The 24,293-nt window shown below is 57.1% G+C and carries 26 protein-coding genes; 8 read left to right on the top strand and 18 right to left on the bottom strand.

All coding sequences use genetic code 11. The features are described 5' to 3' along the window. Window positions 1-275: 275 nt before the first annotated feature. From ILT44_RS21240 to ILT44_RS21225, 4 genes are all read left to right on the top strand, one after another. Window positions 276-1,313, top strand: a complete 1,038-nt coding sequence (locus ILT44_RS21240) for a LacI family DNA-binding transcriptional regulator (RefSeq protein ID WP_204241616.1) — start codon at window positions 276-278, stop codon at window positions 1,311-1,313. A gap of 254 nt (window positions 1,314-1,567) precedes the next feature. Beyond that, window positions 1,568-2,494 (top strand): LysR substrate-binding domain-containing protein, encoded by a 927-nt coding sequence (locus ILT44_RS21235; RefSeq protein ID WP_204241615.1) that lies wholly within the window; start codon window positions 1,568-1,570, stop codon window positions 2,492-2,494. A 58-nt stretch (window positions 2,495-2,552) separates the two neighbouring features. Continuing rightward, window positions 2,553-3,830 (top strand): 4-aminobutyrate--2-oxoglutarate transaminase, encoded by a 1,278-nt coding sequence (gene gabT / locus ILT44_RS21230; protein ID WP_204241614.1) that lies wholly within the window; start codon window positions 2,553-2,555, stop codon window positions 3,828-3,830. 121 nt (window positions 3,831-3,951) lie between these two features. Then, window positions 3,952-5,442 (top strand): NAD-dependent succinate-semialdehyde dehydrogenase, encoded by a 1,491-nt coding sequence (locus ILT44_RS21225; protein ID WP_204241613.1) that lies wholly within the window; start codon window positions 3,952-3,954, stop codon window positions 5,440-5,442. A gap of 350 nt (window positions 5,443-5,792) precedes the next feature. Here the strand turns inward: ILT44_RS21225 and ILT44_RS21220 are convergent, their stop codons facing one another. The 3 genes from ILT44_RS21220 to ILT44_RS21210 form a co-directional block, all read right to left on the bottom strand. Beyond that, window positions 5,793-6,884 carry a LacI family DNA-binding transcriptional regulator gene (locus tag ILT44_RS21220; RefSeq protein ID WP_204241612.1) on the bottom strand — a complete coding sequence of 364 codons (1,092 nt, stop codon included), beginning with the start codon at window positions 6,882-6,884 and terminating at the stop codon, window positions 5,793-5,795. 125 nt (window positions 6,885-7,009) lie between these two features. Continuing rightward, window positions 7,010-8,335: an NAD(P)/FAD-dependent oxidoreductase gene (locus tag ILT44_RS21215; protein WP_204241611.1), complete on the bottom strand. Its 1,326-nt coding sequence runs from the start codon at window positions 8,333-8,335 to the stop codon at window positions 7,010-7,012. Window positions 8,336-8,415: 80 nt separating this feature from the next. Continuing rightward, window positions 8,416-9,447 (bottom strand): ABC transporter substrate-binding protein, encoded by a 1,032-nt coding sequence (locus ILT44_RS21210; RefSeq protein ID WP_204241610.1) that lies wholly within the window; start codon window positions 9,445-9,447, stop codon window positions 8,416-8,418. Between the two features lie 284 nt (window positions 9,448-9,731). On the opposite strand from ILT44_RS21210, the gene ILT44_RS21205 reads away from it, so the two are divergent. Continuing rightward, window positions 9,732-10,568 (top strand): sugar phosphate isomerase/epimerase family protein, encoded by an 837-nt coding sequence (locus ILT44_RS21205; protein ID WP_204241609.1) that lies wholly within the window; start codon window positions 9,732-9,734, stop codon window positions 10,566-10,568. 48 nt (window positions 10,569-10,616) lie between these two features. Here ILT44_RS21205 and ILT44_RS21200 read toward each other — a convergent pair whose 3' ends face one another. From ILT44_RS21200 to ILT44_RS21180, 5 genes are all read right to left on the bottom strand, one after another. After that, on the bottom strand, window positions 10,617-11,420 hold the full coding sequence (locus ILT44_RS21200) for an ABC transporter permease (protein WP_204241608.1): 804 nt from the start codon (window positions 11,418-11,420) through the stop codon (window positions 10,617-10,619). A 4-nt stretch (window positions 11,421-11,424) separates the two neighbouring features. After that, on the bottom strand, window positions 11,425-12,291 hold the full coding sequence (locus ILT44_RS21195; RefSeq protein ID WP_204241607.1) for an ABC transporter permease: 867 nt from the start codon (window positions 12,289-12,291) through the stop codon (window positions 11,425-11,427). Further along, window positions 12,288-13,367, bottom strand: coding sequence for an ABC transporter ATP-binding protein (locus tag ILT44_RS21190; RefSeq protein WP_204241606.1), 1,080 nt, complete (start codon window positions 13,365-13,367; stop codon window positions 12,288-12,290). The genes ILT44_RS21195 and ILT44_RS21190 overlap by 4 nt, the downstream gene beginning before the upstream one ends. 128 nt (window positions 13,368-13,495) lie before the next feature. Then, window positions 13,496-14,326: a PfkB family carbohydrate kinase gene (locus ILT44_RS21185; RefSeq protein ID WP_204241605.1), complete on the bottom strand. Its 831-nt coding sequence runs from the start codon at window positions 14,324-14,326 to the stop codon at window positions 13,496-13,498. 1 nt (window position 14,327) lies between these two features. Then, complete coding sequence (locus ILT44_RS21180) at window positions 14,328-15,371, bottom strand: SIS domain-containing protein (protein WP_204241604.1); 1,044 nt, start codon at window positions 15,369-15,371, stop codon at window positions 14,328-14,330. 579 nt (window positions 15,372-15,950) lie between these two features. Here ILT44_RS21180 and ILT44_RS21175 point away from each other — a divergent pair. Next, complete coding sequence (locus ILT44_RS21175; protein WP_204241603.1) at window positions 15,951-16,562, top strand: hypothetical protein; 612 nt, start codon at window positions 15,951-15,953, stop codon at window positions 16,560-16,562. A gap of 136 nt (window positions 16,563-16,698) precedes the next feature. Here the strand turns inward: ILT44_RS21175 and ILT44_RS21170 are convergent, their stop codons facing one another. The 5 genes from ILT44_RS21170 to ILT44_RS21150 form a co-directional block, all read right to left on the bottom strand. Next, entirely contained in the window at window positions 16,699-17,004 is a 306-nt protein-coding gene (locus tag ILT44_RS21170) for a hypothetical protein (RefSeq protein ID WP_204241602.1), read from the bottom strand. A gap of 365 nt (window positions 17,005-17,369) precedes the next feature. After that, the gene (locus tag ILT44_RS21165) at window positions 17,370-17,573 is read right to left on the bottom strand and encodes a hypothetical protein (protein WP_036349065.1); all 204 of its coding nucleotides are present in this window, start codon (window positions 17,571-17,573) and stop codon (window positions 17,370-17,372) included. 99 nt (window positions 17,574-17,672) lie between these two features. Then, window positions 17,673-17,858 (bottom strand): hypothetical protein, encoded by a 186-nt coding sequence (locus ILT44_RS21160; protein ID WP_204241601.1) that lies wholly within the window; start codon window positions 17,856-17,858, stop codon window positions 17,673-17,675. A 47-nt stretch (window positions 17,859-17,905) separates the two neighbouring features. Then, window positions 17,906-18,142 carry a hypothetical protein gene (locus tag ILT44_RS21155; RefSeq protein WP_204241600.1) on the bottom strand — a complete coding sequence of 79 codons (237 nt, stop codon included), beginning with the start codon at window positions 18,140-18,142 and terminating at the stop codon, window positions 17,906-17,908. A 139-nt stretch (window positions 18,143-18,281) separates the two neighbouring features. After that, window positions 18,282-18,491 carry a cold-shock protein gene (locus ILT44_RS21150; RefSeq protein WP_190848008.1) on the bottom strand — a complete coding sequence of 70 codons (210 nt, stop codon included), beginning with the start codon at window positions 18,489-18,491 and terminating at the stop codon, window positions 18,282-18,284. Window positions 18,492-19,640: 1,149 nt separating this feature from the next. Here ILT44_RS21150 and repC point away from each other — a divergent pair. Both repC and ILT44_RS21140 read left to right on the top strand, forming a co-directional pair. Continuing rightward, complete coding sequence (repC, locus tag ILT44_RS21145) at window positions 19,641-20,795, top strand: plasmid replication protein RepC (protein WP_204241599.1); 1,155 nt, start codon at window positions 19,641-19,643, stop codon at window positions 20,793-20,795. A gap of 155 nt (window positions 20,796-20,950) precedes the next feature. Further along, window positions 20,951-21,202, top strand: a complete 252-nt coding sequence (locus tag ILT44_RS21140) for a WGR domain-containing protein (protein ID WP_239468422.1) — start codon at window positions 20,951-20,953, stop codon at window positions 21,200-21,202. Window positions 21,203-21,321: 119 nt separating this feature from the next. On the opposite strand, the gene ILT44_RS21135 is transcribed toward ILT44_RS21140, so the two are convergent. The 5 genes from ILT44_RS21135 to ILT44_RS21115 form a co-directional block, all read right to left on the bottom strand. After that, the gene (locus ILT44_RS21135; protein WP_204241623.1) at window positions 21,322-21,519 is read right to left on the bottom strand and encodes a KGG domain-containing protein; all 198 of its coding nucleotides are present in this window, start codon (window positions 21,517-21,519) and stop codon (window positions 21,322-21,324) included. A 122-nt stretch (window positions 21,520-21,641) separates the two neighbouring features. After that, entirely contained in the window at window positions 21,642-21,848 is a 207-nt protein-coding gene (locus tag ILT44_RS21130; protein WP_204241597.1) for a hypothetical protein, read from the bottom strand. Window positions 21,849-22,032: 184 nt separating this feature from the next. Further along, window positions 22,033-22,308 (bottom strand): hypothetical protein, encoded by a 276-nt coding sequence (locus tag ILT44_RS21125; protein WP_204241596.1) that lies wholly within the window; start codon window positions 22,306-22,308, stop codon window positions 22,033-22,035. Between the two features lie 273 nt (window positions 22,309-22,581). After that, entirely contained in the window at window positions 22,582-22,929 is a 348-nt protein-coding gene (locus tag ILT44_RS21120) for a hypothetical protein (RefSeq protein WP_204241595.1), read from the bottom strand. Between the two features lie 1,000 nt (window positions 22,930-23,929). Then, window positions 23,930-24,085 carry a hypothetical protein gene (locus tag ILT44_RS21115; RefSeq protein WP_204241594.1) on the bottom strand — a complete coding sequence of 52 codons (156 nt, stop codon included), beginning with the start codon at window positions 24,083-24,085 and terminating at the stop codon, window positions 23,930-23,932. Window positions 24,086-24,293 lie beyond the last annotated feature (208 nt).

Below are 24,293 nucleotides of genomic sequence, written 5' to 3'. Positions count from 1 at the left end.
GTTTCGTGAGACTATCTCGGCGCCAGCTCCAGCTAGATCCCGCCTCCCAGGCCCACCTTGATGCCTTTACGATGAGGCCCACCTTGTCGAGTGTCAATAGAAAACTTTACGCGCGTAATATTTATGGATTACATAGGTAAGCCGCGGTTTGACACTCGCTAATATACTGCGAGGGAATTATGTTGCCCAAGATGAAGATGCTAGACAGAAACGTGGAGGGGCAGCCCGGCCCGCCTCACCTCCTCATTCGACGAGTGGGAGTTAAATGCTGACAGATGAGCGATCGTAAAATAAAAAATATGGAGGAACTCGCGCAGGCGAGTGGGATCTCTCGTCCGACCTTGTCCAAGTATTTTGACAATCCACACGCGGTCAGAAAGTCGACCCGGGAGCGCATTGAGCGGGCGTTGGAGATCTACCAATACCGCCCTAGCATTTTCGCCGTGAACCTGAACCGGAAGAGGCCACGCAACATCGGGATCATCGTGCCGCTTATCTCGGATCCGTTCTACGCTGAGATAGTGCGCCAGATTGAGATGAGGTGCCTCGAGCAGGGTTACTGGGCGGTGGTTCTCAGTTCGCACGGGGATCCCCAACTCGAGGCACGAGCCCTCCAGACCCTGATGTCCCTCAAGATCGCAGGCGCCATCATTGCGCCGCTCGGCTTTCAGTCAAACACGGCTCTGATCCGGGACCTCAAGGCCCGCGTCCCGCTGCTGTTCTTCGACTCGCGCTTGGAGAAGCTGACGCCGTTCGTTGGGTCGGACAACCGTCAGAGCGTCTCCCTCCTGACAGAGTATCTGTGCCGGACGGGAGCACACCCGACCTATCTCGGCATCCCACCAGTGAACCTCAACGCGCAGGAGCGGCGGGACAGCTATCTGGCTACGATGCACAGGCTTGGCCTTGAGCCGATTGTGATCGAGACGGAGACCAGAAGCTGGGACTTTGAAGAGTTCGGCTACGATCAGGTGACGCGGATGATTAACCGTAAGGCATTCCCAACGCAGACGATCCTGTGCGCCAGCGACCGAATCGCGTTTGGGGCGATGGCGGCAGCCTACCAGAAAGGGCTTAAGGTCGGCCGCACGTCCGACTGCGACCTCCGGATCGCGGGCCACGACAACCATCCCTTGAGCAAGTATATGTGCCCGCCGCTCACGACAGTGGCGCAGGACTATCAGAAAATGGCGACACAGAGCTTCGAGCTTTTGCTGGCGAGGATTAACAGCGAGGATGAAGGATCTGACGAACCACAGGAGAAGGATGTGACCCTGCTTGAGGCCAAGCTGATCATGCGCGACTCCGCCTAGGCAGTTCCAAGATATGCGGTCCAACAAACCAGGTAGGAACTCCGCTTTCAGCACGCTGCCGACAGCTCTCATGCACCTCCGTTCGAGTCTCCGCTGGCTAACCAAGACCTGCTAAACGGAGGCCAAGCTAGCAAGCAATTTGATTGATCGGCCAGAATTATGCAGTATCTGTGCAATGAGTTCGTTCAAATTATTATAGGCCTAGTCACGCAATTGCCGAAGGCTCAACCATTGTCACTATCAGTCTGGTTGTCATGACACGCTTGCCTTCCCTGAGTGCGTTGAAAGCTTTTGAGGCAGTTGGGCGGACACGCAGCGTGCGGGCTGCCGGCGAAGAACTCTCTGTCAGCCCGACAGTGGTGTCACGGCATCTGCACAATTTGCAGAATGATCTTGGCGTTGAACTGGTCGAGCCACAGGGGCGTGGACTGTCCCTCACGCCGGCTGGCGAGGCGCTCCACGCCGAGGTCACACAAGCTTTTGATCTACTGCGGCAGGCCATTCGCGGCATCCGTCCTATCCAGCGCGACAGTCTTCATATCTGGTGCATTCCGGGCCTTGCCAATCGTTGCCTCCTGCCACACCTGCCGGAGTTGCAAGGGCAACTGAAGACCCTTGAGATCATCCTGCAGCCCACTCTATCACGTCCCGACTTCGCTCGGGCAGAAGCTGATGCCGAAATCGTTTATCTCACCAGCTTCGAGGCAAGCCCAAACCTCCGGGCTGAACTCCTGGCGCAGCCACGAGTTTTGGCGGTGGCTAGCCCCTCGTTTCAGGCGCGCTACCCCCACCTTATTTGGCCTTCAGATCTCCTAGGGCTGCCGCTCATCCATGAAGAATCCACTCAACAGTGGGAGCGCTGGTTCAAGGAGGCTGGCATCACCGCGGTGCCAGCTCTGCGTGGGTCGCGTCTGTGGCACGCCCACTTAGCCATTGAGGCGGCCCGCCTGGGGCAGGGCGTTGCCCTAGCCAATAGGTTATTGGTCGAGGATGACTTGGCGGCAGGCCGATTGGTCGAGGTTGTTTCCTCGAACGTTCGATTGGGCGGATATTATCTAATCACTAGACAAGGGCATTGGCGCGATCCAGCGATTGTCGCGCTGCGAGTATGGCTGAAGGTACTGTTGCGGGACGAGCCTACAATTGATGCATCTGCTGCATCAGTCCAACCAAATAGCTGATTGTGCCCTTTTGCCCTTCGTACCTAGGTTGGTAACGATCAACACACGTGATAGGTCCATGACTACAAACGCTGATCTCTTGTCCCGCCGTCAGGTCGCCGTCGTCCGCGGAGTTGGCCACACGACGCCTCTCTCAGCCTCCCGCGCTCGCAATGCTGAATTGTGGGACGTCGAAGGTAAGCGCTATGTCGACTTTGCCGGCGGCATTGCGGTGGTCAATACAGGCCATTGTCATCCTAAGATCATCGCCGCGGTTCAGGAGCAAATGATACGCTTCACTCACACCTGCTTCCAGGTAGTGATGTACGAGCCCTACATCGCTCTAGCCGAGCGTCTGAACGCCATGGCGCCCATTCCCGGCCCGCTCAAGTCTGTGTTCTTCACCACAGGTGCTGAAGCCACCGAGAACGCTGTCAAGATTGCCCGAGCCGCCACCGGCCGCACAGGCGTCATCGCCTTCACTGGCGGCTTCCACGGTCGCACCATCATGGCCTCAGCCCTTACTGGAAAGGTCGTGCCTTACAAGAAGGGGCTTGGACCGGCGATGCCAGAGGTCTGGCACGTACCATTCCCGACTGTCCAGAATGGTGTCTCTCCTGAGGACGCGTTGAAGTATCTGGACTTCATCTTCAAGGCGGATGCTGATCCGTCGCGGATCGCCGCCATCATTATTGAGCCGGTGCAAGGAGAAGGGGGTTTCCACCAAGTTCCGTCCGTCCTCATGCGCGCCCTGCGGCGCGTGTGTGATGAGCATGGCATTGTGCTTATTGCCGATGAGGTGCAGACGGGTTTTGGGCGCACGGGTAAGATGTTCGCTATGGAGCACTATGATGTGGGGCCGGATCTAATCTGCGTGGCCAAGAGCCTCGCCGGGGGCTTTCCGCTGTCCGGTGTCATCGGCAAGGCGCCCATCATGGACGCGGCCGACCCAGGCGGTCTTGGCGGCACCTATGCGGGTAATCCGCTCGCCTGTGCCGCTGCCTTGGCGGTCCTCGATGTATTCGAAGAGGAAAGGCTGCTCGATCGTGCTGAGGTCATCGGTCAGCGCCTGCGCACGCGGCTGGAGCGGGTTCAGGGACGGAATGATCTGTTGCCGATCGCTGATGTGCGGGGCCCGGGTGCCATGGTCGCGTTCGATATAGTGAAGGACAGCGTCAGTGGAGAGCCCGATGCTGCAGCGACCAAGCGGGTGGTGCAGCGCGCCTATGAGAGTGGCCTGATCCTCTTGTCGTGCGGAACTAACGCCAACACAATCCGGATTTTGGTACCTCTGACCGCAGAAGACGCCATTGTCGATGAGGGACTGGAGATCCTGGAGCAGGCCCTCGCGGCCTAGAGTGTTGCTCACCGCGCGGCTTTGCTCCCAACTTGATCGCTCAGTTCACACTGAGTGATCTTTTTCAGCCGAACCTGTCGCATGCAATTCAGTCCATTACCTCATATCATGGAGCCTCCTCATGACTGCACATGCGAAACCTGTGGATCGGCGCGTTCTCGATCTGAAGGATCCGTCCCTGCTGGTGGGGCAAGCCTATGTGGCGGGCGAGTGGATCGATGCTCCCGACGGCAGGATAGTCCCGGTCACCGATCCCTTCGACGGCGCCGTCATTCTGGAGGTGCCGGATCTCGGCCCCGAGGCCGCAAAGCAGGCCATCGACAAGGCTCACGCGGTGCAGAAGGACTGGGCCAAACGCACGGCCAAGGAGCGCAGCGCGATCCTGCGGCGCTGGTACGACCTGATCATCGAGAACGTCGACGATCTCGCTCTCATCCTCACCACCGAGCAGGGCAAGCCACTTTCCGAGGCCAAGGGCGAGGTGATCTCGAATGCCGCCTACATCGAGTGGTTCGCCGAGGAAGCCAAGCGCATCGACGGCGACGTCATTCCCGGTGCCAGCCCGTCCCAGCGCATCGTGGTGCTCAAACAGCCGGTGGGCGTGTGTGCGGCGATCACCCCTTGGAACTTTCCCAATGGCATGATCACCCGCAAAGTAGGACCGGCCCTTGCCGCCGGCTGCACCATGGTGCTCAAGCCCGCGGCTCAAACGCCGCTCTCGGCGCTGGCGCTCGCCGTTCTGGCCGAGCGGGCAGGGGTGCCGAAGGGCGCCTTTTCGGTCATCACCACCAATGATGCCAAGCCCATCGGCGAGGAGTTCTGCCGCAACCCGAAGGTGGCCAAGATCACGTTCACCGGCTCCACCAATGTGGGCCGCTGGCTGATGCGCGAGGCAGGGGACAGCATCAAGCGCCTGTCGCTGGAGTTGGGCGGCAATGCGCCCTTCATCGTGTTCGACGATGCGGATCTCGATGCGGCGGTGGAGGGCGCCATGCTGTCCAAGTTCCGCAATGCGGGCCAGACCTGCGTGTGCGCCAACCGCATCTACGTCCAGGAGAGTGTGGCCGAGGCCTTTGCCGAAAAGCTGGCCGAGAAGGCTGGGGGGCTGAAGCTCGGGCGCGGCACCGAGGAAGGGGTGGCCATGGGGCCGCTGATCGATGAGAGGGCGGTGACCAAGATGGAGGAGCATGTGGCCGACGCGCTGGCGAAGGGCGGACGGCTGCTGGTGGGCGGGAACCGCTCCAGCTTGGGCGGCACGTTCTTCGAGCCCACTGTGGTGACGGGGGTCACACAAGCCATGAAGGTGACAAAGGAGGAGACGTTCGCGCCGCTGGCGCCGATCATCACCTTCAAGGACGAGGCGGAGGTGATCGGGATGGCCAACGACTCGGAGTTCGGGCTGGCGTCCTACTTCTATGCCCGCGACATGGCCCGTGTCTGGCGGGTGGCGGAGGCCTTGGAGAGCGGCATGGTGGGCGTGAACACGCCAGCGCTCGCCAACGAGATGGCACCCTTTGGCGGCGTGAAGCAGTCGGGCCTGGGCCGCGAGGGCTCCAAGTACGGCATCGAGGGCTTCCTCGAGCTCAAATACGTCTGCCTCGCTGGTATGTGAGCATCCTACAAAGAGGATTCTGATGGGTCTTAGTCAGAACACTCTTATGTGCCGATTAAGGCTTCTACAAACCAGACTAAGATCGAGACGAATGGGCTGACCATCATACATGTGTCTCTTCCGCAAACCTCCGATCTGTCAGGTATAGAATGATGAGGATCACTGGCTGCTCGGGTAGATTATTACCGAATTTGCAATGCGGGCCAGACATCTTGCTTACCAACTACAATCGTCTTGACTCGTCTGTTAATCCTGCTGGGAGATACTCATCGGTGCACAACGCCAGTAGTCTCCCTAATAGCACGCTGGGCTTTCTCCGGCGTGCAGAACGCTGACCATAGTTGGCGGATTTACTTCCGACCGAGACGAGCGCAGGATTGTCGTCTGACGAACTTTGTTTTAAGTACCTTGCGTTTGATCGACGCATTCGGCTTTTCCATCCGCTCAAGCAACATCTGCGCAGCAACCTGACCCATTTCATAGACCGGTTGAGCTACTGCGCTGATTGCCGGAGTGACGAAGGTCATCCAATCCATGTCATCGTAGGCAACGAACGAAATGTCTTGTGGAATCCGCAGTCCACTCTGCTGAATGGCGTCAAGTGCTCCGACTGTCATCACATTGTCGGCTGTAAAAATCGCTGACGGAGCATTCGGGAGTGCAAGGAGCGCCCTGGTCTGCTCACAAGCGCTCACGCGAGAATAAGCACCTGTAGCTCTGATAAGATCTGGATCAATTGGCACGTCAGCCGCCTCATGGGCTTGAATGTATCCTAAGAGGCGAGAGCCGCTTGGGTTCAGCCTCTCGGGATCGAGAGCATCCCTCTGCGAGAGCCAAATGGGCCAAGAGCTATCCATGGAAGCCCGCAGCTCGGCGACAATGGCAATACGCCGATGGCCTAGTGCCAAGAGGTGAGACACAGCATTCTTGGTTGCAGTCACACTGTCTGTAAGAACGGCATCAGCGGCAAGTTCACCTATGACCCTGTCAAAGAGAATTACCGGTGTTCCACTTTCAATAGCCTCATGGAGGTGCTGGCTGTCGCCGACGTCGGCAGGCGAGACGATGATACCATCTACCTGCTTCTCAAGCAGGAGCTTCACAGCTTCGCGTTCGATGACAACATCCTCATCGCTATTTGTGAGGATTGTTCCGAAACCCTCCGCGCGAGCCACATCGCCAATCCCCCTCATAGCGCTCGCGAAGAATGGATTTCCGATGTCTGCACCCACCACTCCGATCGTGTTGGTGCGTCCGGTCGCCATACTACGTGCAAGTCCATTGGGACGGTATCCAAGTAATTTGGCTGCCTCTTGGACGCGCGTCCTGATTTCCTCTCGAACGTAGCCATAGTCTCCAAGTGCACGACCCGCGGTAGCTGGTGATACGGCAGCTTGCCGAGCAACATCAGCGATTGTGATCCGGCGACGATCTGAATTCATGATAAGCCTAAATCCTAACTTTACTCGACCGTCTCAAGCGAACCACGTTCAGCTACATTATTTCAGTAGAGGTTTCAAGAACGCTTCGACGCGTTCAATATGCCTTGGGCCGCCCGAAGTGGAACTTAGAATCCAACCTCCGGTCTAGGACGAGAGCCATCCCAGAAACGGGACACGCGGAATGGAGTAATATCAACAGCAGGATTCTCCCCTACGGCAAGATCTGCCAACACATGCCCTGCGCCAGGTCCGAGTGTAAATCCATGCCCGGAGAAGCCCGTTCCAATAAGAAGGCCTGGAATCTTGTCGACGGTCGAGATCACAGGGACTGAGTCGGCAGTTACGTCCAACAAGCCGGCCCACTGTTGAAGGATCTGGGCCGATTTGAAAGCCGGAAACCGCTCAACGAGCTGCGCATGTGCCTTCCTCAGAAATGATTTTGACGGATCAGGATCATTGACACGTACTTCCTCGTAAGCTGACGGCTCGTTTGCGGAGCGTCGTTTCGCATGCCGCCATTCCGTTCCAAAGCGGCTTAGGCTTGGCGTCAACCGCCTCCACGACATCCTGAGCATTTCGGCAAAGTCAGGCAGGAGCCGGAAGCTGGCCGGTGTGATGGGAGCAATCGTGTGAAATGGGTCGCCTATTGTATAGCCGCCATCCAGCCGCCGACGAAAGGAGAAGCGGTCGGTCACACCGGCGGGCAATGGAGCACCTGCAACAGGTCCGGTGCGCATGACAGAGGCTTGTACCGTTAGCTGTGCAAGTTTGACACCCAAAGCATCGCAGAAAAGGCGGCTCCAAGCTCCAGCTGCGAGGACAACAGTATCACATTGAATACGGCCACGTTCCGTAATGACCCCGCTAATCCTTCCCCCTGTCAGATCAAGGCTCCGAACCGCGCAGTTCGTCAAGACTATTGCCCCGAATCTCCGAGCTGCATTCGCGATAGCGGACGTAGCCTTTTGGGGTTCGGCCACTGCATCTGTCGGCGAGTACAGTGCACCTCTGAATGGATGGCTCGCACCGGGGAAGAGACTGTTGATCTCCGCGCTATTCAGAACACGGGCATCCGATCCCATGGGCTGCGCGCGCTTACACCAAGCCTGAGCGCGCGAGATTGGCTCATCCGTGTCATAGAGGCGCGCGATCCCTGTTGCGCGATAGCCAATCTCCGCTTCAACTAGCTCAGACATTTCTCGCCACAATCGCCCGGACAGGAGGCTAATCGGGATTTCGCGATCGTCACGACCACAGTTGATAATCCATCCCCAGTTTCGACTGGATTGTTCTCCCGCGATATGGCCCTTTTCGCACAGGACAACCGGCACCCCCTTGCGGGCGAGAAAGAGCGCCGTACTGGCGCCTACGATTCCTCCGCCTATGACGACTACCGTTGTACGCTCTGGAAGTTTCGTGTCCGACGATACCGTGTCGACTGCTGGACCCATGATGCCACTTCGTTGCCCAATTGCTAAATTATGGAATGGATTGATGCAGGGTAGGGCAGGTGCCTACCCTGCATCGACTGTCAGCGTTGCATGAAGTTATCCCAGCGTTCCAACACCTTTGCGGTGTTCTCGGCCCACCACTTCTCGTCGAGTTTGACCTGAGTTTTGATATTCTCAGGTGAAGTATTAACGCGGGCGATCTGCTCTGGGCTCAAGACCCCAACCTCAAATGCCTTGCTGTTCGCCGGCCCGTAATCAACCGACAACGGAAACTGTGCCTGTTGCCGGGGAGAGAAGAACATGGCTAAGGCTTTCATGGCCATATCTTTGTTACGGGCCCCTTTTGGAATAACCATGGCATCACCAGTGAGGATCCCTTGGTTGTAAGTGAAAGCCGCTTGGCCACCATCGCGGATCACACTGGACACGCGCCCATTCCAAATCTGGATATAGTCAACCTCACCGTCCTTAAGGAGCTGGGCGGATTGTGCCCCGGAGTCCCACCACGCCTCAATCGACGGTTTGAGTTGCTCTAGTTTCTTAAAGGCCCGGTCGACATCAAGGGGATAAAGCTTATCAGGGGCAACTCCGTCAGCAAGGAGGGCCATCTCAAGGTTACCACGCGGATATTTGAATACGGAGCGCGCACCCGGGAACTTCTTCGTGTCGAAGAAGTCGGCCCAAGATTGCATCTTGTTCCCGCCAGGCTGACCGGTCTTCGTGCTCCATGCGAGAACAGTGGTGTAGTAGTAAAGTGGGATGCAATAATCCATATCCGTTGGAGAGCTGATGCCCGATGTGTCAACGACATTGCGGTCGATCTTCTCGAGCAGGCCCTCTTTGCCTGCCTGCTGGCACTCATCGAGACCGAGCTGTGCGAGATCCCAGGTCACGGCATTGCTTTGGACCTGAAGTCGGATATCGCGGAGATTCTGGATGGTTTCTTCCTTAAATGCGATCCCAAGCGCCTTCGCAGTTGGTTCAAAGAAGGCTTTACGCTGAGCATCAGCGATAATCCCGCCTCCAGTCGCAACTGTGAGCTGCTGCGCAGAAGCTGTACTGATCGTGGCGAAACTGGCCAACATCACTGCACTGATAACGCTTTTTCTCATCTGGTTCTCCTCTGCTATTTGTAAGTTGCCTCGCCTAGTGCGTGTCTCTCCAACTTGCATCTACCCTTCCAGAGAAGCAGTCCGCTGACCGCCTATTTGATGCAGTGGAAATGATCATCGACAAATCGGAGATTCCACTTGTCGACTACGAGAGCGCTCTCATAGTATGAGAACGCTCTCATCAGCGAACAGCTTTGTCAAGGGCTGATGGGCAAGCGACGCCAGTATGCGATGACTGCGTACTTTTGGCGGGCGCAACTGGGCGCTATCAACACGAGAGATCCATGAAACGGCTCAATCCAAACAAAATCTGCGGGTCAAACTTCAGCTACTACCGCTTCACCTTTGACCGCTTCCTGAACGATATGGTCTCGCTCGATCTTCAGGCTATAGAGATCTGGGGGGTGGCACCTCATCTGCATGTCAGCGAGGTCAGCAACGCGGAGCTTCGCGCAATCAAGCAAAAGATCTCAGAACGTGGCCTAAAGATGGTTTGCTTTACCCCGGAGCAGATCCTCTACCCCATTAATATTGCAGCAGAGGAGGATTGGCTGCGCACTAACAGCAGCAACTTCTTCCGTCGGTCGGTGGAAATCTGTTCTGAGCTGGAATGCCCCTTACTGTTCCTGACCTCAGGATCTGGCTATGAGGATCGTCCTCGCGATCCTGCTTGGAAACGCTCAGCTGAGTCATTAGCCAAGATCATGGAATACGGGGCGACATATGGTATAACGGGAGTTCTTGAAGCCCTTCAGCCTCGGGAGTCAAACCTTGTGCTGAGCGCGCGGGATATCCGTGCGATGATCGATGAAGTTGGCGCGCCAAATCTGAAAGTGGCCTTAGATACTGTCGCGATGGCGGTGGCAGGAGATAGCATCACTGATTACGCGAGGCTCTTTGGCGTAGACATGGTGCATGCACACTTTATTGACGGAGCACCAGCGGGTCACCTCGCCTGGGGAGATGGTCAATTGCCTATGGCGGAATATCTGACGGAGCTCGCCCAAGCTAGCTACGATGGATATCTTTCGCTCGAGTTTGGCACCGGCCGCTACCGACTCGATCCGATCGAACCCGTCCGCCAATCGGCAGAAAGAATTCGAGCAGCTCTGCGTATCTGAGATGATCATTCCTTCGGCTGGACGGTTTTGACCGTCCAGCCTCATTGATCAGCTGTCTCGGTGTTTACTGAAAATCAGGAACAGAACTACACCAATGATGCTGAGCGCAATCAAGATCGAGGAGATCGCAGCAATCGTTGGATCGAGTTGGTCACGTAGCGACAGGAACATCCTGCGAGTCAGCAGAGTGTTATCTCCACCTGCGATAAACAATGAGATCACGACCTCATCCAACGAGGTGATGAACGAGAAGAGCGCCCCTGCAATGATCGATAGGCGAATCTGCGGGAGGGTGACATCAAAGAAGGCTCGAATCGGATGGGCCCCAAGACTCTGGGCCGCATTGCTTTGATTAATGTCGAAGTTCTTGAGGCCGGAGAGTGTGGTAATGACCACAAAGGGGATTGCGAGGGCCGCATGAGCCAAGACGATACCCGCCATGGTGTTGACGAGACCTAGGCGTATGTAAAGGAAGAATACACCAATTCCAATGATGATGACCGGAACAACTTGCGGGAGCAGGAATACCGCTTGTGCCATTTGGGATGTAAAGCCGCGGGCACGTGACAATGCAACAGCTGCAAGCACGCCTACCGGCGTTGCAACGACGGTTGTCAGGCAAGCTGCCAAGATGGAATTGCGGGTAGCGGCCAGCCACTCCACCGAGCTAAAGAACGATTGATACCAGCGCCACGACCACTCCTCGGGTGGGAACTGAAGGTAATTCGATGCCGAGAAACTCATTGGGATGACAATGAGCACTGGAGCGACCAGAAAGGACAAGACGAGCCCTAGGATCACAAAGAGCCAAGCTCTTCTCCATGGCGAAACATAGACGCTGATCGTGTCCATCCGTTTATCTCCACGCAGCGCCGCGGGTGGTCAACCAGCGACTTACAAGAAGAATAAGTCCAACGACCACAATCAAGACGACTGCCAAGGCGCTGGCCGCCCCCCAATCCGAATAGGCCGTGATGTTCTGCTCAATTTTCATGGAGATCGTCGTCACATTACCTCCACCCAGCAACTGAGGCGTAACATAGAATCCGAGACATAGGACGAACGTCAGCAACCCACCGGCCATCACACCCTGCCTTGAGAGTGGGAGAAAGACATCGATAAATGCTCTCGACGGGCTGGCACCCAAGCTGTACGCGGCTCGGACAAGATTGGGGTCAATCGAACGCAGAATCGCATAAAGAGGGAAGATGAAGAATGGTAGCATGATATGAACCATGCCAATTGTTGTCCCGAGGAAGCTGTTCGCCATTCTGACGGGGCGCTCTATCAGACCAAGGTCAAGCATCCATCCATTCAAGACGCCGTTGCGTTGGAGTATGACCATCCAGGCATAAGTGCGCACAAGTAGCGAGGTCCAGAAGGGAATTGCAACACAAGCAAGAGCAACAGCGGAGCCGCGCTTTGGGAGAAGCGTTATTGCATAGGTAGTAGGATATCCGAGCAGCACAACAATCACTGTGACGACCACGCTGAGGTGAAGCGTGTTCAGCATAATTGAGGTATAGCTTGGGTTGTCTAGAATTCGCTGGTAGTGCTCGAGCGAAGGTTGCCCGTTTGCGTAGAAGGATAGAAATGCAAGCCACAGCGAGGGGCCGATAACAAGGGCGACCAGAAGCAGCCCCGGCATCATGGCGTATAATGAGCTTCGCTGCTCACGTCGCTGAGTTGCTGCTAGAACTGCGTGATTGAGGGCGTATCTCATGCGCTGCCCTCCACTTCGTCAACGACCCATGCATCTGCTTCGTTCAACGCCATGCGGAACGTATCGCCGACATTAGGGAGATCCTTCATGGTATTCTGTCGCGTTCCCCGTTGGAGCCTCAGGCGAGTTCCATCGGCGAGCCGCGAATAAACGATGACGAGATCGCCTTGGAACAGGACTTGCTCGGCGACACCCGTGAAGTAGATGAAGCCGTGCTGACGCTCCGCACCAGAGGCGATCTCGATCTTTTCCGGCCTCAGGAGAAGAAGGGGCTTTTCCCGTCGCCTGATATGATCTGATCGAAACGCGTCCGAAACAGCCAGATCCAGAACACCTGCTGACTCCTGAACAGGGATGAAAGTCGAGTCTCCAATGAAGTCTGCCACGAACCTGTCGAGCGGGCGCTCGTAGATGTCGCGAGGTGCGGCGATCTGACGGATGCGTCCTGCTTTCAGCACAGCCACACGATCGGACATCGTGAGAGCTTCCTTTTGGTCGTGCGTGACATAAATGATGGTTCGCCCCAGCCGCTCATGAAGCGCTTTGAGTTCGACCTGCATCTCCTCGCGCAGCCTCTTGTCGAGGGCGGAGAGTGGCTCGTCCATCAGGATAATATTTGGCTCGAACACGATAGCTCGGGCTACGGCCACACGCTGGCGCTGCCCACCTGAGAGTTGATCGATGCGTCTCTCTGCAAACGAATCCATCTGAACCGCACCCAACGCACGGCGAGCTCGTTCCTCGCGCTCGGCGCGGCTCACTCTTCTGATCTTGAGCGGGTATGCAACATTCTCGCCCACCGACATGTTTGGGAAGAGAGCGTAGTTTTGGAAAACCATGCCGATGTTCCGTTTGTGCGGGGCCAAGGCGACAATTTCGCGCTCGTCCACCCGGATGCTACCGGCGCTTGGGCGCACAAACCCAGCAATACTCATCAACAGCGTTGTCTTCCCAGAGCCAGATGGCCCCAACAGTGTAAGAAACTCGCCTGGCTTGATGGATGCAGAAATATTGTCGAGCACCGGCTGCAAGCTATACCGTTTGCTCAACTCGGTAATTTCAATTGAAGATGCCATGTCCTTGCCTCCGGCCCTCTGATCCGAGGTCTTGAGGATCCCCGGCCGGTTCCGCCTGATCGATCCTCAAGACCATTCCTGTCGATAAAATCCGCGGAGCACCGCCGGACAGATCCGATAACGTCCTCTTACGCGGAAGCCGGTAATGGAAGAGGCGACATCGGTGCATCGTAACCAAACGCCCCTAGCCGAGTACAGACCTCAGCTGCAGTAGTTGCCGCGGCTCTTGTGGCCTCGCCAAGAGGATTGCCCTCGTTCAGCTTGACGATCAGCGTTGCAATGAATGAATCACCTGCCCCGAGGCTATCTTTTACCTCAGTGGGATGAGCCGGCTCATGATGGATTTCCGAGCCACGAGCCACCGTCGATCCGAGAGCACCGCGTGTCACAATAACAGTATCTGGACCCTTGGCTTGCGCCCACGTAATCCGATCCAGAACCTGCTTATCAGAGAGTTCCGAACCTGAGAACGTTGCAATCCGAACAAAGGGCAGCAACCCCTCAGCATACTCATCCGGCTTCGAACCGAAATCGAATGAGATCGGAACCCTACATGAAAGAAGCTCCAGTTGCTCCTCAATCTGGCTGTAGTCGCCCGTGTGAACGAGAGTGAACTGAGCCAAGTAATCTAAGTCTTGCTGATCGAGTACCAAGCGGTATGGAGGTGGAGTAGAACCGATGAAGTACCGGTTGCCGTCAGGATCAATCCCAATCTGAGAGAAGGCGTTGAAGCTCTGGTTGATCCGTACTCGAGCTGTCTCAATACCCTCAGCCTGGAGCGCAGCTCTGACGAGTTCCCCTGGAATGTCACTGCCAATGATCCCGAGATAGGCCGCATCGGCTCCTGCGCGCTTTGCAAACACTGCCACGTTGAGGGCATTCCCTCCTGGGAACATGACGCCGAGTTCGAGATACCGGTCGACGACATTGTCACCGACCCCACAGATTCGTACTGCCATCTTAATACTCGACCTTGTACATGTATCGGCGCTCATCGAGCGAGTGACCCGTTGTGGCCTCCATATGCTCAGCAAGGCGAGAGCATAGAACGCCGAGCAGAATCCCCGAGACCTCACCGCGCAAAGAGTCGGGCACGCCCGGAAGTTCGAAGGTCTTTGAATCGAGCACGAACACGTGCTTCCCGTAGCTCTTTGCAAATCGGATCACACGCTCCGTCAGAGGACGGGTTGAATCCTCCCCTTGGAACACCACAAGGGATGCATTTTCAGTCAGCATCTCGAATGGGCCGTGCAGGTAGTCGCCAGCACCGATATTGCTCGCGTTCAGCCACTGCATTTCCATGAAGTAACAGAGAGAGAGCGTAAATGCGGCGCCAAAGTTGGGGCCGGCAGCAACGACATAAATGGGGCGATCACCCTGTAGCCCGCGTGCGATCGACTCCAGTTCAGGATCTGCGGCCGTGAGTACAGCACGCAGTGCATGTGGAAGCGCCTGGTAGGCCTTTCGGGCGTCCTCGTAGCTTCCCGGTTCGCCGGAAGCTTCAAGAAGGGCCTGCGCCAGTTGGGCGAGAAGAATTTGCTTCGAAGACGTTACGGTGCGCTCGCTGTGGTAGCTGAGCGAAAAATGGCCGGTGTGGGCAAGTGGATTATCATCATCGCGACTGACCGCCACAACACGGGCCCCAGCTTCACGAGCACACTTGGCCGCTGCAACCGTCTCGGGTGTGCCACCCGAATGGGATGAGGCGATGACAAGAGCCTTTGGCCCAAGCCGGGCAGGCGGAGAGACCGAAAATTCGGCAGCATTGATGTTTCGTACGTTGAATCTCTGCGAGCGAGCTTCAAGCAGGGAAGCAGCGTGGATTGAGGATGAAAAAGAACCTCCGCAGCCGACGAAAATGACTTCTGTCAATCCCGCTTCAACAGCCTCGCTTGCAATTGCTCGGATCATTTCGACGCGATCAATCACACCTTGTAACGTTGGCACGAAGTCCGCTTCGACGGGACGCAGCGTCAGCCCTGTTGCTGCGGTAGCATAAGACATAATAACACCTCCACTTATCCGTTTGGAGTCAAACAAGAGCTAAGAGAGCGCTCTCACGTGAGAACGCTCTCATAATTGGTTCATCGCTGTCAATAGATCAAACCCTTAAATTTTAAGCGATATAGTTACGCGATCTATACTCGTGTGGGAGTTCCGGCTGACGCTCTATCTCTGGCCATCTGCTTACTTTGGCTTATCGGACTTTCAGCGGTTCTGTCACAAACTCGGTTCTCACATACCTAAACTGGTGAGCTCACGCTCACCGGCTGCCATACCGTCTATGACTTAGCGCTGCCGCCATAACCAAAAATGGCGCAGCAAGGGAGCCGCCCCGCAGCTTGGCCTGAAATGGTCACATTCGTGCGCGACCTCGGCGGTGACACTTCGTCACCATCCCTCCGCCCAAGGCTCCCGATGCTCCGACCTCTTGTTGCCTTCGCTCTCGTACTCTCCACCCCAGCCCTGGCCCAAAACCATGATCGGTCAGACATCATCCGAGGGCTCTGCCGCCCTGATGGGTGCGATGAGTTGGCCATCCTAGCGGCCTCTCCTTTCATCAAGGGAGGGGAGGGCACGCTCATGCAGACCCGGGTCAAGACCTTCCATGCGAGTTCAGTGGGACGCCGAGAGCTCAGCGAGGAGGACGGGTACGTTTACTGCTCGCGGACCAAGCCCGCGATCGTGGCCGAGAAAAACGGGCGCACCATGGCGTTTTATCTCGCGCCGTTCTCGACCAAGGAGAGCCGGGAGACCATCCGTCAGAACGCCAACTTCCATGCCCTGTACTTCAGCATCTGCCATGGCATGCAGGCGGGCAGGGCGGCGGTCCACAACCTGCCGGGGGTGGCCCAGGATCTCGGCTACCGGGTTGCGCTGGCCCAGTCGCAGTCCGTGCCCCTGAACCGCGTCGAGGATATCCTGCCGCCTGAGAACCGCCGCTCAGCCGAGGCCAGGCATGACCTGCGCCCGGTGCCTCCGGCGAACATGCCGCCTGCCGCTGCACGGCGGGACTGGGCTGTCGACGAGCCGGCTGATGCGTTCGGCGCATACCGTGAGGCGATGCCGCCCCGTCCACAGCCCGATGGTGTGGAGCGGGAGGAGGGGTTGCTGGCCGGTCCGCGCCGCCTGACCAACCGCGCCTTCGATGCTCTTGATGAGATGGGAGAGTGGATGCTCGGACGGCGATACTGATCCGAAAGCAGGAGTGCTATTGGTCATCGGGCCAGCCTAAGCTGTCCGTCCTGATCGTTGGACAAAACGTAGCCCATGAGCCCATCGTCATACTGGACCCTCTTCATCGCCCGCCCCGGACGAGACCGACAGCACGTCATCCGGGATCCCCGAGGGCGAACCCCGGATCATCTTTGGCGAAGACGACGGCACGCGGATCAACGATCGTCTGGCGAGGTATCTTGTCGAGAGCCTGAATGCGGGTCTCGACCCGGAAGACCCGAAGCCAGACGAGGGTTGGTTCCTGGAGAGCCAGGGAGATGGCGACGAGCAGGATCCAGCCATTCTCATTTGTGATCCTGATTTCGAGATCCGGCTCGAGATCCTCGGCACAGACAGCCTTGAAGAGGATCAGGCGCTGGGCCGAAGGATTGTAGCTCTGATCGACACCTATTTCCTCCAAAGCAAGTGTTCGCAGGCAAGCGTTTCCTCCGTCGGCTCTCCGCCGGAAAAACAGCAAACCAAATTCAGGCGGTGAACGATGGAGCAGTTGGAAGCCTCCTGGCCAGGCAATCGTGCCTTGGCATGGATCGCCGACTTCTTGCCAAGATAAGCGTTCAACGAAATCCGCTCTCTCGGATGAGGTGAATCCTATCGTCTTGCCCGTCTTCTGCCAGATGGGGAGCACAAGGAGTGTGGGGTAGCGGTGAGTGGACTGGTGTCGAAAGGCCGATCCTGTGCCTGATCTACTACGTGACCGAATGGCATTCACTCGAACACGCTGCAGGATGCCCCACGATTTCTCATGCTCCCTGATGTGACTGCGGCTTATGTCCCCTGGGCGTGCTGCACTTTCTTGATGAGTTCCTCAAGCGCAGGACCAGGTCCCTCGTCGTGTTGTGTCAGATAGACAGCCGCTTTGCCCAAACTGGTGAAGTCGGCCTGCTGAAAATCCTCTGGCGTGTACGAGGCCAAGATCTCAAGCGCCAGATCTTCCGCCAAGGCTCGGATCAGCTCGACTTCGGGGGTCATGCTGGATCTCACATTCTGCAGCAGCAGCGTACCAGCACCGTTCCATTCAGGCCAGTCCTCGTCAGGCCCTGCCGGCTGGGCAATAGCTCGAACGGGCTCTTACCTGCTCCATCTAGCAACACGGGCCTCATGGCTCGCCCGAACTGGCCCAGGCGCATGGGTTGTAATGAGGTTGTCTGGCCGCTCCAGGTCGGACACTCTCGACGAGTGCACATTGAGGATCGCGATCATGGGCGTGACCTGCCCGAACTCGTAGGTCATCTCGCAGCCGACACGGATCCGCATGGTTTGTCCTCAGCCACGGAGCAGGGCGAGCTTTGGGCTCCTTCCGATCATGGTTGATCCTCGCCCGGATGGTGCCGGCAGACGCCTCGAGTGTGCTTCTCGATGGCCGCCAAGGCGGCATCAAGGGATACGAAGGGGCCATGCTCGATGCCGGCCATGGTCTCCCGAGCATGGCCCTCTGGGTAGATTGTGAACTGATTGGCAGGGGCTTCCGTAATCCGGCCCATCGAACGGCCGAGCAGGTCCGTCAGGGTCCATGCTCTTCCGTCATCTGCTGGGGTCACGGTTATATCCAAGCGTGCCTCCGCTTCGTGCACGGCTCAGGAAACTGCATGGGCTGTCGGTCTCACTACTAAGGCGGTAAGCCGCCCTGTCAGGAGCGGCTTGAAGAGCCAGCGCTAAGTTCGCCAGACTATCCGCTCATTACGCTTTCTGCAGGTTGGTCGCCGACTCCTTGCCGGTACGGCGGTCAGCTTCCACCTCGTAGGAGACCTTCTGGCCTTCAGCCAAGCCCCGCATGCCGGCCCGCTCTAGGGCTGTGGCATGAACGAACACGTCCTTGCCGCCATTATCGGGCTGAATGAAGCCATAGCCCTTCGTCTCGTTGTACCACTTCACAGTGCCAGTCGCCATTGCATGTTCCTTAAGTCCGTCAGGTGCGCTGCCGCCAAGCAATCCTGCCGTGTCTGGCCACAAGGTCAAGTGCTTGGGGGGACTGCTGGATCGTGACGCAAATTCTGCATCGTGCGCTCAGCGTGAGGCCGCTGCAGCTTCGACTGCTCTGGCGCCGATCGCCGCGTGGAAGCCTCCTGTGCAAGGACCCTACGACAGCACCGATTACAGACTTCTTGTCAAAATAGTAATTCGACGAAATTCGTGGCACCCAAATTGAGATGTCACTGCTCGCGTGAAGTCGATCTACCCGGCTGGGTCACTGCAGGTAGAGTTCCTCTCCACCCTGTCTGGGGATGGCCCTTCAATCCCCATCGAAGTCCGATAAGGTTCCTGTGGTCATAGGTCGGACGGGTACCGCTCGGTACCTCCGCCAAAAATCGGCTCTCTTGAGTCTACCGCAAATACTAACGGTAGGATTTCTGCCAGCACTCAGTGTTCAAGACACAACATCGAGTCCTGTAGAGAAGAAAGTCGAGATGTGCCTCGAGGAGAAAGCCCCATAACTCAGGAGGTAGAATCAAGTGCGTAACGCCGAGTCTAGCGGAACCAGTGTTTTACTTGCGAATTGATTCGGCTTTTTGCGCTAATTGATTCTACCTAAAGGAGTTTTCCAACGGAGAATCCAATTATTGTGAATGGATTCTTGCGCTCCGACTCCACAGCCGCATCAGAATCGGTCAACACTCGTATCGCTACGAGTATCATGGACGATCGAAATGGCTGATGCAGTAAGTCGCAAGCGAGCCCAACGTCTCCGTCAGACCCGTCGGGAAAGGGGGGACCGCGAAATGAATGTTTGGGTCTCTCACCTGGTTGGGACTGCCATTGACGAGGCTGTCGCTAGCGGCCGCTACCCTTCACGCCAAGTCGCCATCGCCCATGCCCTCGAAGCCACCTTTGTTCGGAAGGAGCCAAACACGGTGACGTAACCCAGGCAAAGCAAAAGGCCCACGAAGCTGGAAACTTCGAGGGCCTTTGGAGAACCACCGAGGGGTGGCCATAAGGTAATAGGTTTGGCGACCATCCTTATGCCATCCCGACAAGCTGAGTGTCAAGAGCATCGGTTTCGGTGAACGCTCCCGCTTTGCCCTCAACATGGAGGGTACGATGCAGCTTGCATCGTCAGGAGGCCGGCGGCTGAGACATGCCGCTCTGGTCGCGAGAGAACTCGCGCTCGAAGCCGGGCGCACAGTAACGCGAAAAGAACTGTCTGCGGCGGCTCGAGAGGCTGCCAAAGCCCTGGAATTGCGGAATGGACCCCGGTCGGTGCTGTCCGAGCTCGTGGCGTGCTGGGGAGAGCAGGAATGGGAGCGGCTGCTCGTCTGGCCGTCGAACGATTACCTCATGAGCCGTACCGGCCTTTCCGAGCGCTCCATCCGGTATGCGTTCAAGGTCCTGATCGAGTATCAGCTCATCGTCCCGAAGGAGTCGCCAAACGGAAAGCGCTATGCGGTCAAAGATTTGGCCGGAGAACTCGTTGACGCTTTCGGCTTCGACCTAACCCCTGTTTACGCCAGGCGAGGTGAGTGGGCTGAGCGCCTTATCGAGATGAAGCAAGCCCGAGAAGCCCGCAAACGCGCCTTCGACGAGATCACGATCGCCAGGCGTGCCGCCGAAGAAGCCCTGAGTGCTTTGGCCGAGCATCATCCCGACCTTGATCGTTCTGATCTGGAGGAGCAGGTCAAAGGTCTCAAAGCCCGCACACCTGTGCGCAGCACGAAGGCCATGCCGCACGCTATTCTCGATGAGTGGATAGCCCTGAGGAGGACGTGCGAAGAAGCTTTCATAAAAGCGGGCAATGGCGGCAAAGACTGCCGTCACACTAATAACAACAACGGATCTCCTAGTGAGCCTTGTAACAAGGGCTTTCCGAAGAAAGCTGAGGCGGTTCGTTCAACCGAACAACCGCCGGAGCACCTATCACCGGAATTGATCCTTGAGGCTTGCCCGGCCATCGGCGACTACGGCCAGCCGGTGCGGGACCTCGCTGACATCGTCTCAGCCGGCCGCTACCTCAGGGCCTCGCTCGGGGCCCATGAGAGCGCCTGGGCCGAAGCCGTCGAGGAGGTGGGCCCCGTCAGGGCGGCCATTGCGGTGATCTACGTCCTGCAGCTCTACGAGGACGATGCCGCCAGGAACGGCGGCGAGAGCCGGATCAAGAACCCGGGAGGCTACTTCCGCGCACTCACCCGCATGGTCAAAGCCGGCAAAATCGATCTCGCCGTCGAACTCCTCGCCATGCGGAGGCGAAGAATGGCATAGGGAGAGGAACCGTGCGCGACGAGATCACGACTGGTCAACGTACTGGAGGGCAGAGCGCGACAGCAGCAGGGTGCATCACGGATGTGAATCGTTGGTGCGCAAAGGATTCAGGACTTTGATTGGACCTCGTCCAGGTGCCTGCGCGACACTGGCGCATGGCTCAAGACACGATCCAATATCTGGTTCTTCACAGGTGTGATCCAAGCTGCAACATGGCTCGCTACTATGTCCTATCGATCGAACCTAGCCTGTTCGGTGATGCGACCCTAATCCGCGAGTGGGGCCGCATCGGCCAGCCAGGACAGAGAAGGATTGAGCTCTACGAAAACCAGTCTCGTGCGGTGGAAGCTCTTGAGACCTGGCTCCAGCGAAAGCGTCGCCGCGGCTACTTGCTCAGAGGCGCGTAGTAACGAAAGCAGAGGGAAACCCGGATTGGTCCCAGCGCAGGATCTTGAGCAACTCTTCAACGGCTTCAGCTTCTTTGATGCTGCGTATCGGTAGATTGCCCACCAGCTTGGCTATGGTCCTACCCTTGACGATTCTTCCTGCGGCCGGGGGAATTCTGGCCCCCCTTACGACCAGCTTCGGAGGCAGATGCAGCGTTCTGAGCGAAATTCCGCTTTTCAGCCGGAACGCTCTTGCCACCTTTGCTCGCGATCTCGCGACGCCTTTCCTCACTCATTGAAGCAAAGCCGCGCTTTGCCGGACTCTCATCCGCGCTCATGATCGTTCTCCGAAAAACCCTCGCCCTTAGGCCAAGAACGGCCGGCTCCGGTAGAAGTTCGGGTGCTCCGCAAACTTATCTAGATGTGCCGCTGCCGGGCAGGCGCGCAGGCTAGGATCGCGCTACTCCTTCTGTGTGGCATTCGGCTCATCAAACAGAACCCTGATGAGGCGCCACAACTCCCGGTGCCCGGCGGTCTGCCCGCCCTGGAGCAGATACTCAGATATCTCGATTTGCTCTGTCCCATTGTCCGAGGCTCCGCCCCGGCGCACGTCCACGTGCTGCCACTCGTGCTCAACGTAGAGGCGCTTGGTATCTGTATCGAACACCAAAGACTAGGTATCCTCATTGTTGGCGACCGAGCCCTTAGCGGTCCTGTGCAGTTCTCGTCGCGGAGGGACGTTGCCCAGGCTGTTGCAGCCGACCTTAAAGGCCCCGCGCCTTGGCTTCCTAGGTTGTGAAAACGCTCGTCTCTCCTGGAGGGGATTATCCATGTGGCGACGGGCCAAATACTTACTTGCGAGCGGCCATGAGATCGTGGGTGAGAACGGTGAGTTTGCCGATCAGCGAGGCCATATCAGTCGGCTCACATGACCACTGGGTGCCAATGGCTGATCCATCGGCCGACACCGACACGACCGCGAGCGAGCGCAGCTTGCCTTCACGGGCCAGCCGCAGATGCTCCTGCAGCAGGTCGATCATCGATGCGGTGTTCTCATCAACCGGCGGGACGGTGACCGGATGGAGCTTGGTCACTGGCCGGCGCTGGTTTGCGGGTGTGTCGCTCATGACGCAGTACTCTCCTCGCGAGTTCCTGTATTCACGTTACCTTCTGGTCGATCAAAGATGCGCAATACACATGAACCGAGCGTCAACACCAGACCCGGATCAGCAAAACCCCGCCGGTGTCATATTTCGACAACAGTCGATAGGAAAGCTTTGCTGGCGCAACGCAGGCTGGTATGCGTAACACCTTGCCGATGCAGCCCAGCACATTTGGATCACTGGCCAGAGGGATTCATAGTGTGGCAAATGACTCAACGAAAAGCGGCTGTCTCTCCCTCACGATTGGCTGTCCAGCCATGACTTGTAGGTGATGATCACCATTTGATACTCCTCCGGAGCCAAGCTCTTGCCATCAGCGGTTTCAAACACGGCTGAATAGTCTGCGACCCGTGGGTCAGCCAGTCCGCCGAAGTAAACGGCAAACAGGCCAGGATCTCCCTCCAGCCAGCCGCGGGGAGCAACCAGTTCGTAGTGCAGACCCTTCGCATCAAACCATGCGAGATGTTGTTGTCGTGATGAATTGGGTGGCAATCTCTTCAGGAGCGAATGTCTGAACTGGACGAACAGCATGTCCCGCTTCTCTCGGGCCATGACCTCGTCAACCGTCCTGATGAGTTTGGGCATGATGGCTTCTCTGTGCTCGAATGTATTCTGGATTACCTGAAAATGTCCCGTCACATGCTGCCTTTGATCTACAGGCCAACGGTCGTGATGCTGGAGCGGCCAATAAAGCGCGATACCCTGCACACATTGCAGCGGGGGAGCAGTCTTCCATGAGCTCGACCTCCTGCTCCCTCTCGGCGAGAGGGGATGTAATGCTCCGAATATCAGCTTCGCGATTGAGAATGCCTTCTTGCGAGTTCTCTCTCATGAGCTGATATGAGAGAGCGCAGCAATAAAACTGCCGACCCATCACGCCACCTCCATCTCGCTCAGTCCGTCAATCACCTCCAGCCCCTCGAGAGCATCATCGTCATATTGCGTGTCAAAGAAGCTGTTGGGAATGCGCTCGACGCTCGCCACGGGCAATCTTCGGGAGCCCTATCCAATGAGGGGACCGCGGCAGCAAGGAGCGCCTCTAAGTCTTGCGGCGCATTCCATAGGCAACAATGGCATTCCTCTTCCTATGAACGCGGGTCAGGAGGAGAAAGCGCTGGGTACCGAAGGCTCGCACCCCAGCGCCCATAGCCCGCTGCCGATCCTCGCAGTCGTAGACCTGCCATTAATCAGGCTGCAAACCTCTCCCGCCGTCCTGGCAACACTAACGCCGTTAGTCATCGAAAGGCTCGAGCCCGGCCTGTATGACCTGGGCGAACGTCACAGGTCTGTCGACTGGATTTCGACCTGAATGCCAAGGGCAGGTGGACCTACTTCAGCCCATCAAGTTGATGACGCCGTCCTTGGAGATGGGCAACGCGTGACAGCAAGTCCCCGATAAAGCCGCCGCGCACGCTGTGCCTGCCAGCACTAACATCTTAGCGTCGGAATATCTGGTAGAACGAAAAAACAGCCTCAGTGTAAACCAATATTCGTTCTCCCTCTAACTAGAATTCGTCAACATAGATAGCTATCGCGTTGTTGATCTAGAATAATGATCAGGCACAAGATAAGATGGGTGTGCGAGTCAGTGCTGGATGTAGCTTGAAATTTGCCACGCCTGGACCATCTCGAGGCGATAGTTATACGAACAAAGGAGTTTGATGGCTTGGATGATCTCGAAAAAATGGAGGTGCAGGCTCAACCGCCGGTCGATAATCTCGTCAGCGGTGATGCTGATCATTGGTGCTTCCAAACGCCCCAAGGCGCTGCCGCATCTACAGATGCGGCAGCCCTTTCGTAAGGAGCTGAAGTCTGTGATGTAACCCAGGCAAAGCAAAAGGCCCACGAAGCTGCAAACTTCGAGGGCCTTTGGATAACCACCGAGGGGTGGCCATAAGGAAGAATTTGTCGATCTCCTTATGCCATCCCGACAAGCTGAGTGTCAAGAG

The organism is Microvirga arvi (assembly GCF_016892765.1).
Lineage (GTDB): Bacteria > Pseudomonadota > Alphaproteobacteria > Rhizobiales > Beijerinckiaceae > Microvirga > Microvirga arvi.
This window is presented reverse-complemented; position numbering and strand designations above follow the sequence as displayed.

What these genes read in the sequence shown, in the direction of transcription:
- ILT44_RS21240 (WP_204241616.1), top strand. Translation starts at nt 276, where the DNA reads ATGAGCGATCGTAAAATAAAAAATATGGAGGAACTCGCGCAGGCGAGT.
- ILT44_RS21235 (WP_204241615.1), top strand. Translation starts at nt 1,568, where the DNA reads ATGACACGCTTGCCTTCCCTGAGTGCGTTGAAAGCTTTTGAGGCAGTT.
- gabT (WP_204241614.1), top strand. Translation starts at nt 2,553, where the DNA reads ATGACTACAAACGCTGATCTCTTGTCCCGCCGTCAGGTCGCCGTCGTC.
- ILT44_RS21225 (WP_204241613.1), top strand. Translation starts at nt 3,952, where the DNA reads ATGACTGCACATGCGAAACCTGTGGATCGGCGCGTTCTCGATCTGAAG.
- ILT44_RS21220 (WP_204241612.1), bottom strand. Translation starts at nt 6,884, where the DNA reads ATGAATTCAGATCGTCGCCGGATCACAATCGCTGATGTTGCTCGGCAA.
- ILT44_RS21215 (WP_204241611.1), bottom strand. Translation starts at nt 8,335, where the DNA reads ATGGGTCCAGCAGTCGACACGGTATCGTCGGACACGAAACTTCCAGAG.
- ILT44_RS21210 (WP_204241610.1), bottom strand. Translation starts at nt 9,447, where the DNA reads ATGAGAAAAAGCGTTATCAGTGCAGTGATGTTGGCCAGTTTCGCCACG.
- ILT44_RS21205 (WP_204241609.1), top strand. Translation starts at nt 9,732, where the DNA reads ATGAAACGGCTCAATCCAAACAAAATCTGCGGGTCAAACTTCAGCTAC.
- ILT44_RS21200 (WP_204241608.1), bottom strand. Translation starts at nt 11,420, where the DNA reads ATGGACACGATCAGCGTCTATGTTTCGCCATGGAGAAGAGCTTGGCTC.
- ILT44_RS21195 (WP_204241607.1), bottom strand. Translation starts at nt 12,291, where the DNA reads ATGAGATACGCCCTCAATCACGCAGTTCTAGCAGCAACTCAGCGACGT.
- ILT44_RS21190 (WP_204241606.1), bottom strand. Translation starts at nt 13,367, where the DNA reads ATGGCATCTTCAATTGAAATTACCGAGTTGAGCAAACGGTATAGCTTG.
- ILT44_RS21185 (WP_204241605.1), bottom strand. Translation starts at nt 14,326, where the DNA reads ATGGCAGTACGAATCTGTGGGGTCGGTGACAATGTCGTCGACCGGTAT.
- ILT44_RS21180 (WP_204241604.1), bottom strand. Translation starts at nt 15,371, where the DNA reads ATGTCTTATGCTACCGCAGCAACAGGGCTGACGCTGCGTCCCGTCGAA.
- ILT44_RS21175 (WP_204241603.1), top strand. Translation starts at nt 15,951, where the DNA reads ATGCAGACCCGGGTCAAGACCTTCCATGCGAGTTCAGTGGGACGCCGA.
- ILT44_RS21165 (WP_036349065.1), bottom strand. Translation starts at nt 17,573, where the DNA reads ATGACCCCCGAAGTCGAGCTGATCCGAGCCTTGGCGGAAGATCTGGCG.
- ILT44_RS21160 (WP_204241601.1), bottom strand. Translation starts at nt 17,858, where the DNA reads ATGCGGATCCGTGTCGGCTGCGAGATGACCTACGAGTTCGGGCAGGTC.
- ILT44_RS21150 (WP_190848008.1), bottom strand. Translation starts at nt 18,491, where the DNA reads ATGGCGACTGGCACTGTGAAGTGGTACAACGAGACGAAGGGCTATGGC.
- repC (WP_204241599.1), top strand. Translation starts at nt 19,641, where the DNA reads ATGCAGCTTGCATCGTCAGGAGGCCGGCGGCTGAGACATGCCGCTCTG.
- ILT44_RS21140 (WP_239468422.1), top strand. Translation starts at nt 20,951, where the DNA reads ATGGCTCAAGACACGATCCAATATCTGGTTCTTCACAGGTGTGATCCA.
- ILT44_RS21135 (WP_204241623.1), bottom strand. Translation starts at nt 21,519, where the DNA reads ATGAGCGCGGATGAGAGTCCGGCAAAGCGCGGCTTTGCTTCAATGAGT.
- ILT44_RS21125 (WP_204241596.1), bottom strand. Translation starts at nt 22,308, where the DNA reads ATGAGCGACACACCCGCAAACCAGCGCCGGCCAGTGACCAAGCTCCAT.
- ILT44_RS21120 (WP_204241595.1), bottom strand. Translation starts at nt 22,929, where the DNA reads ATGCCCAAACTCATCAGGACGGTTGACGAGGTCATGGCCCGAGAGAAG.
- ILT44_RS21115 (WP_204241594.1), bottom strand. Translation starts at nt 24,085, where the DNA reads ATGATCAGCATCACCGCTGACGAGATTATCGACCGGCGGTTGAGCCTG.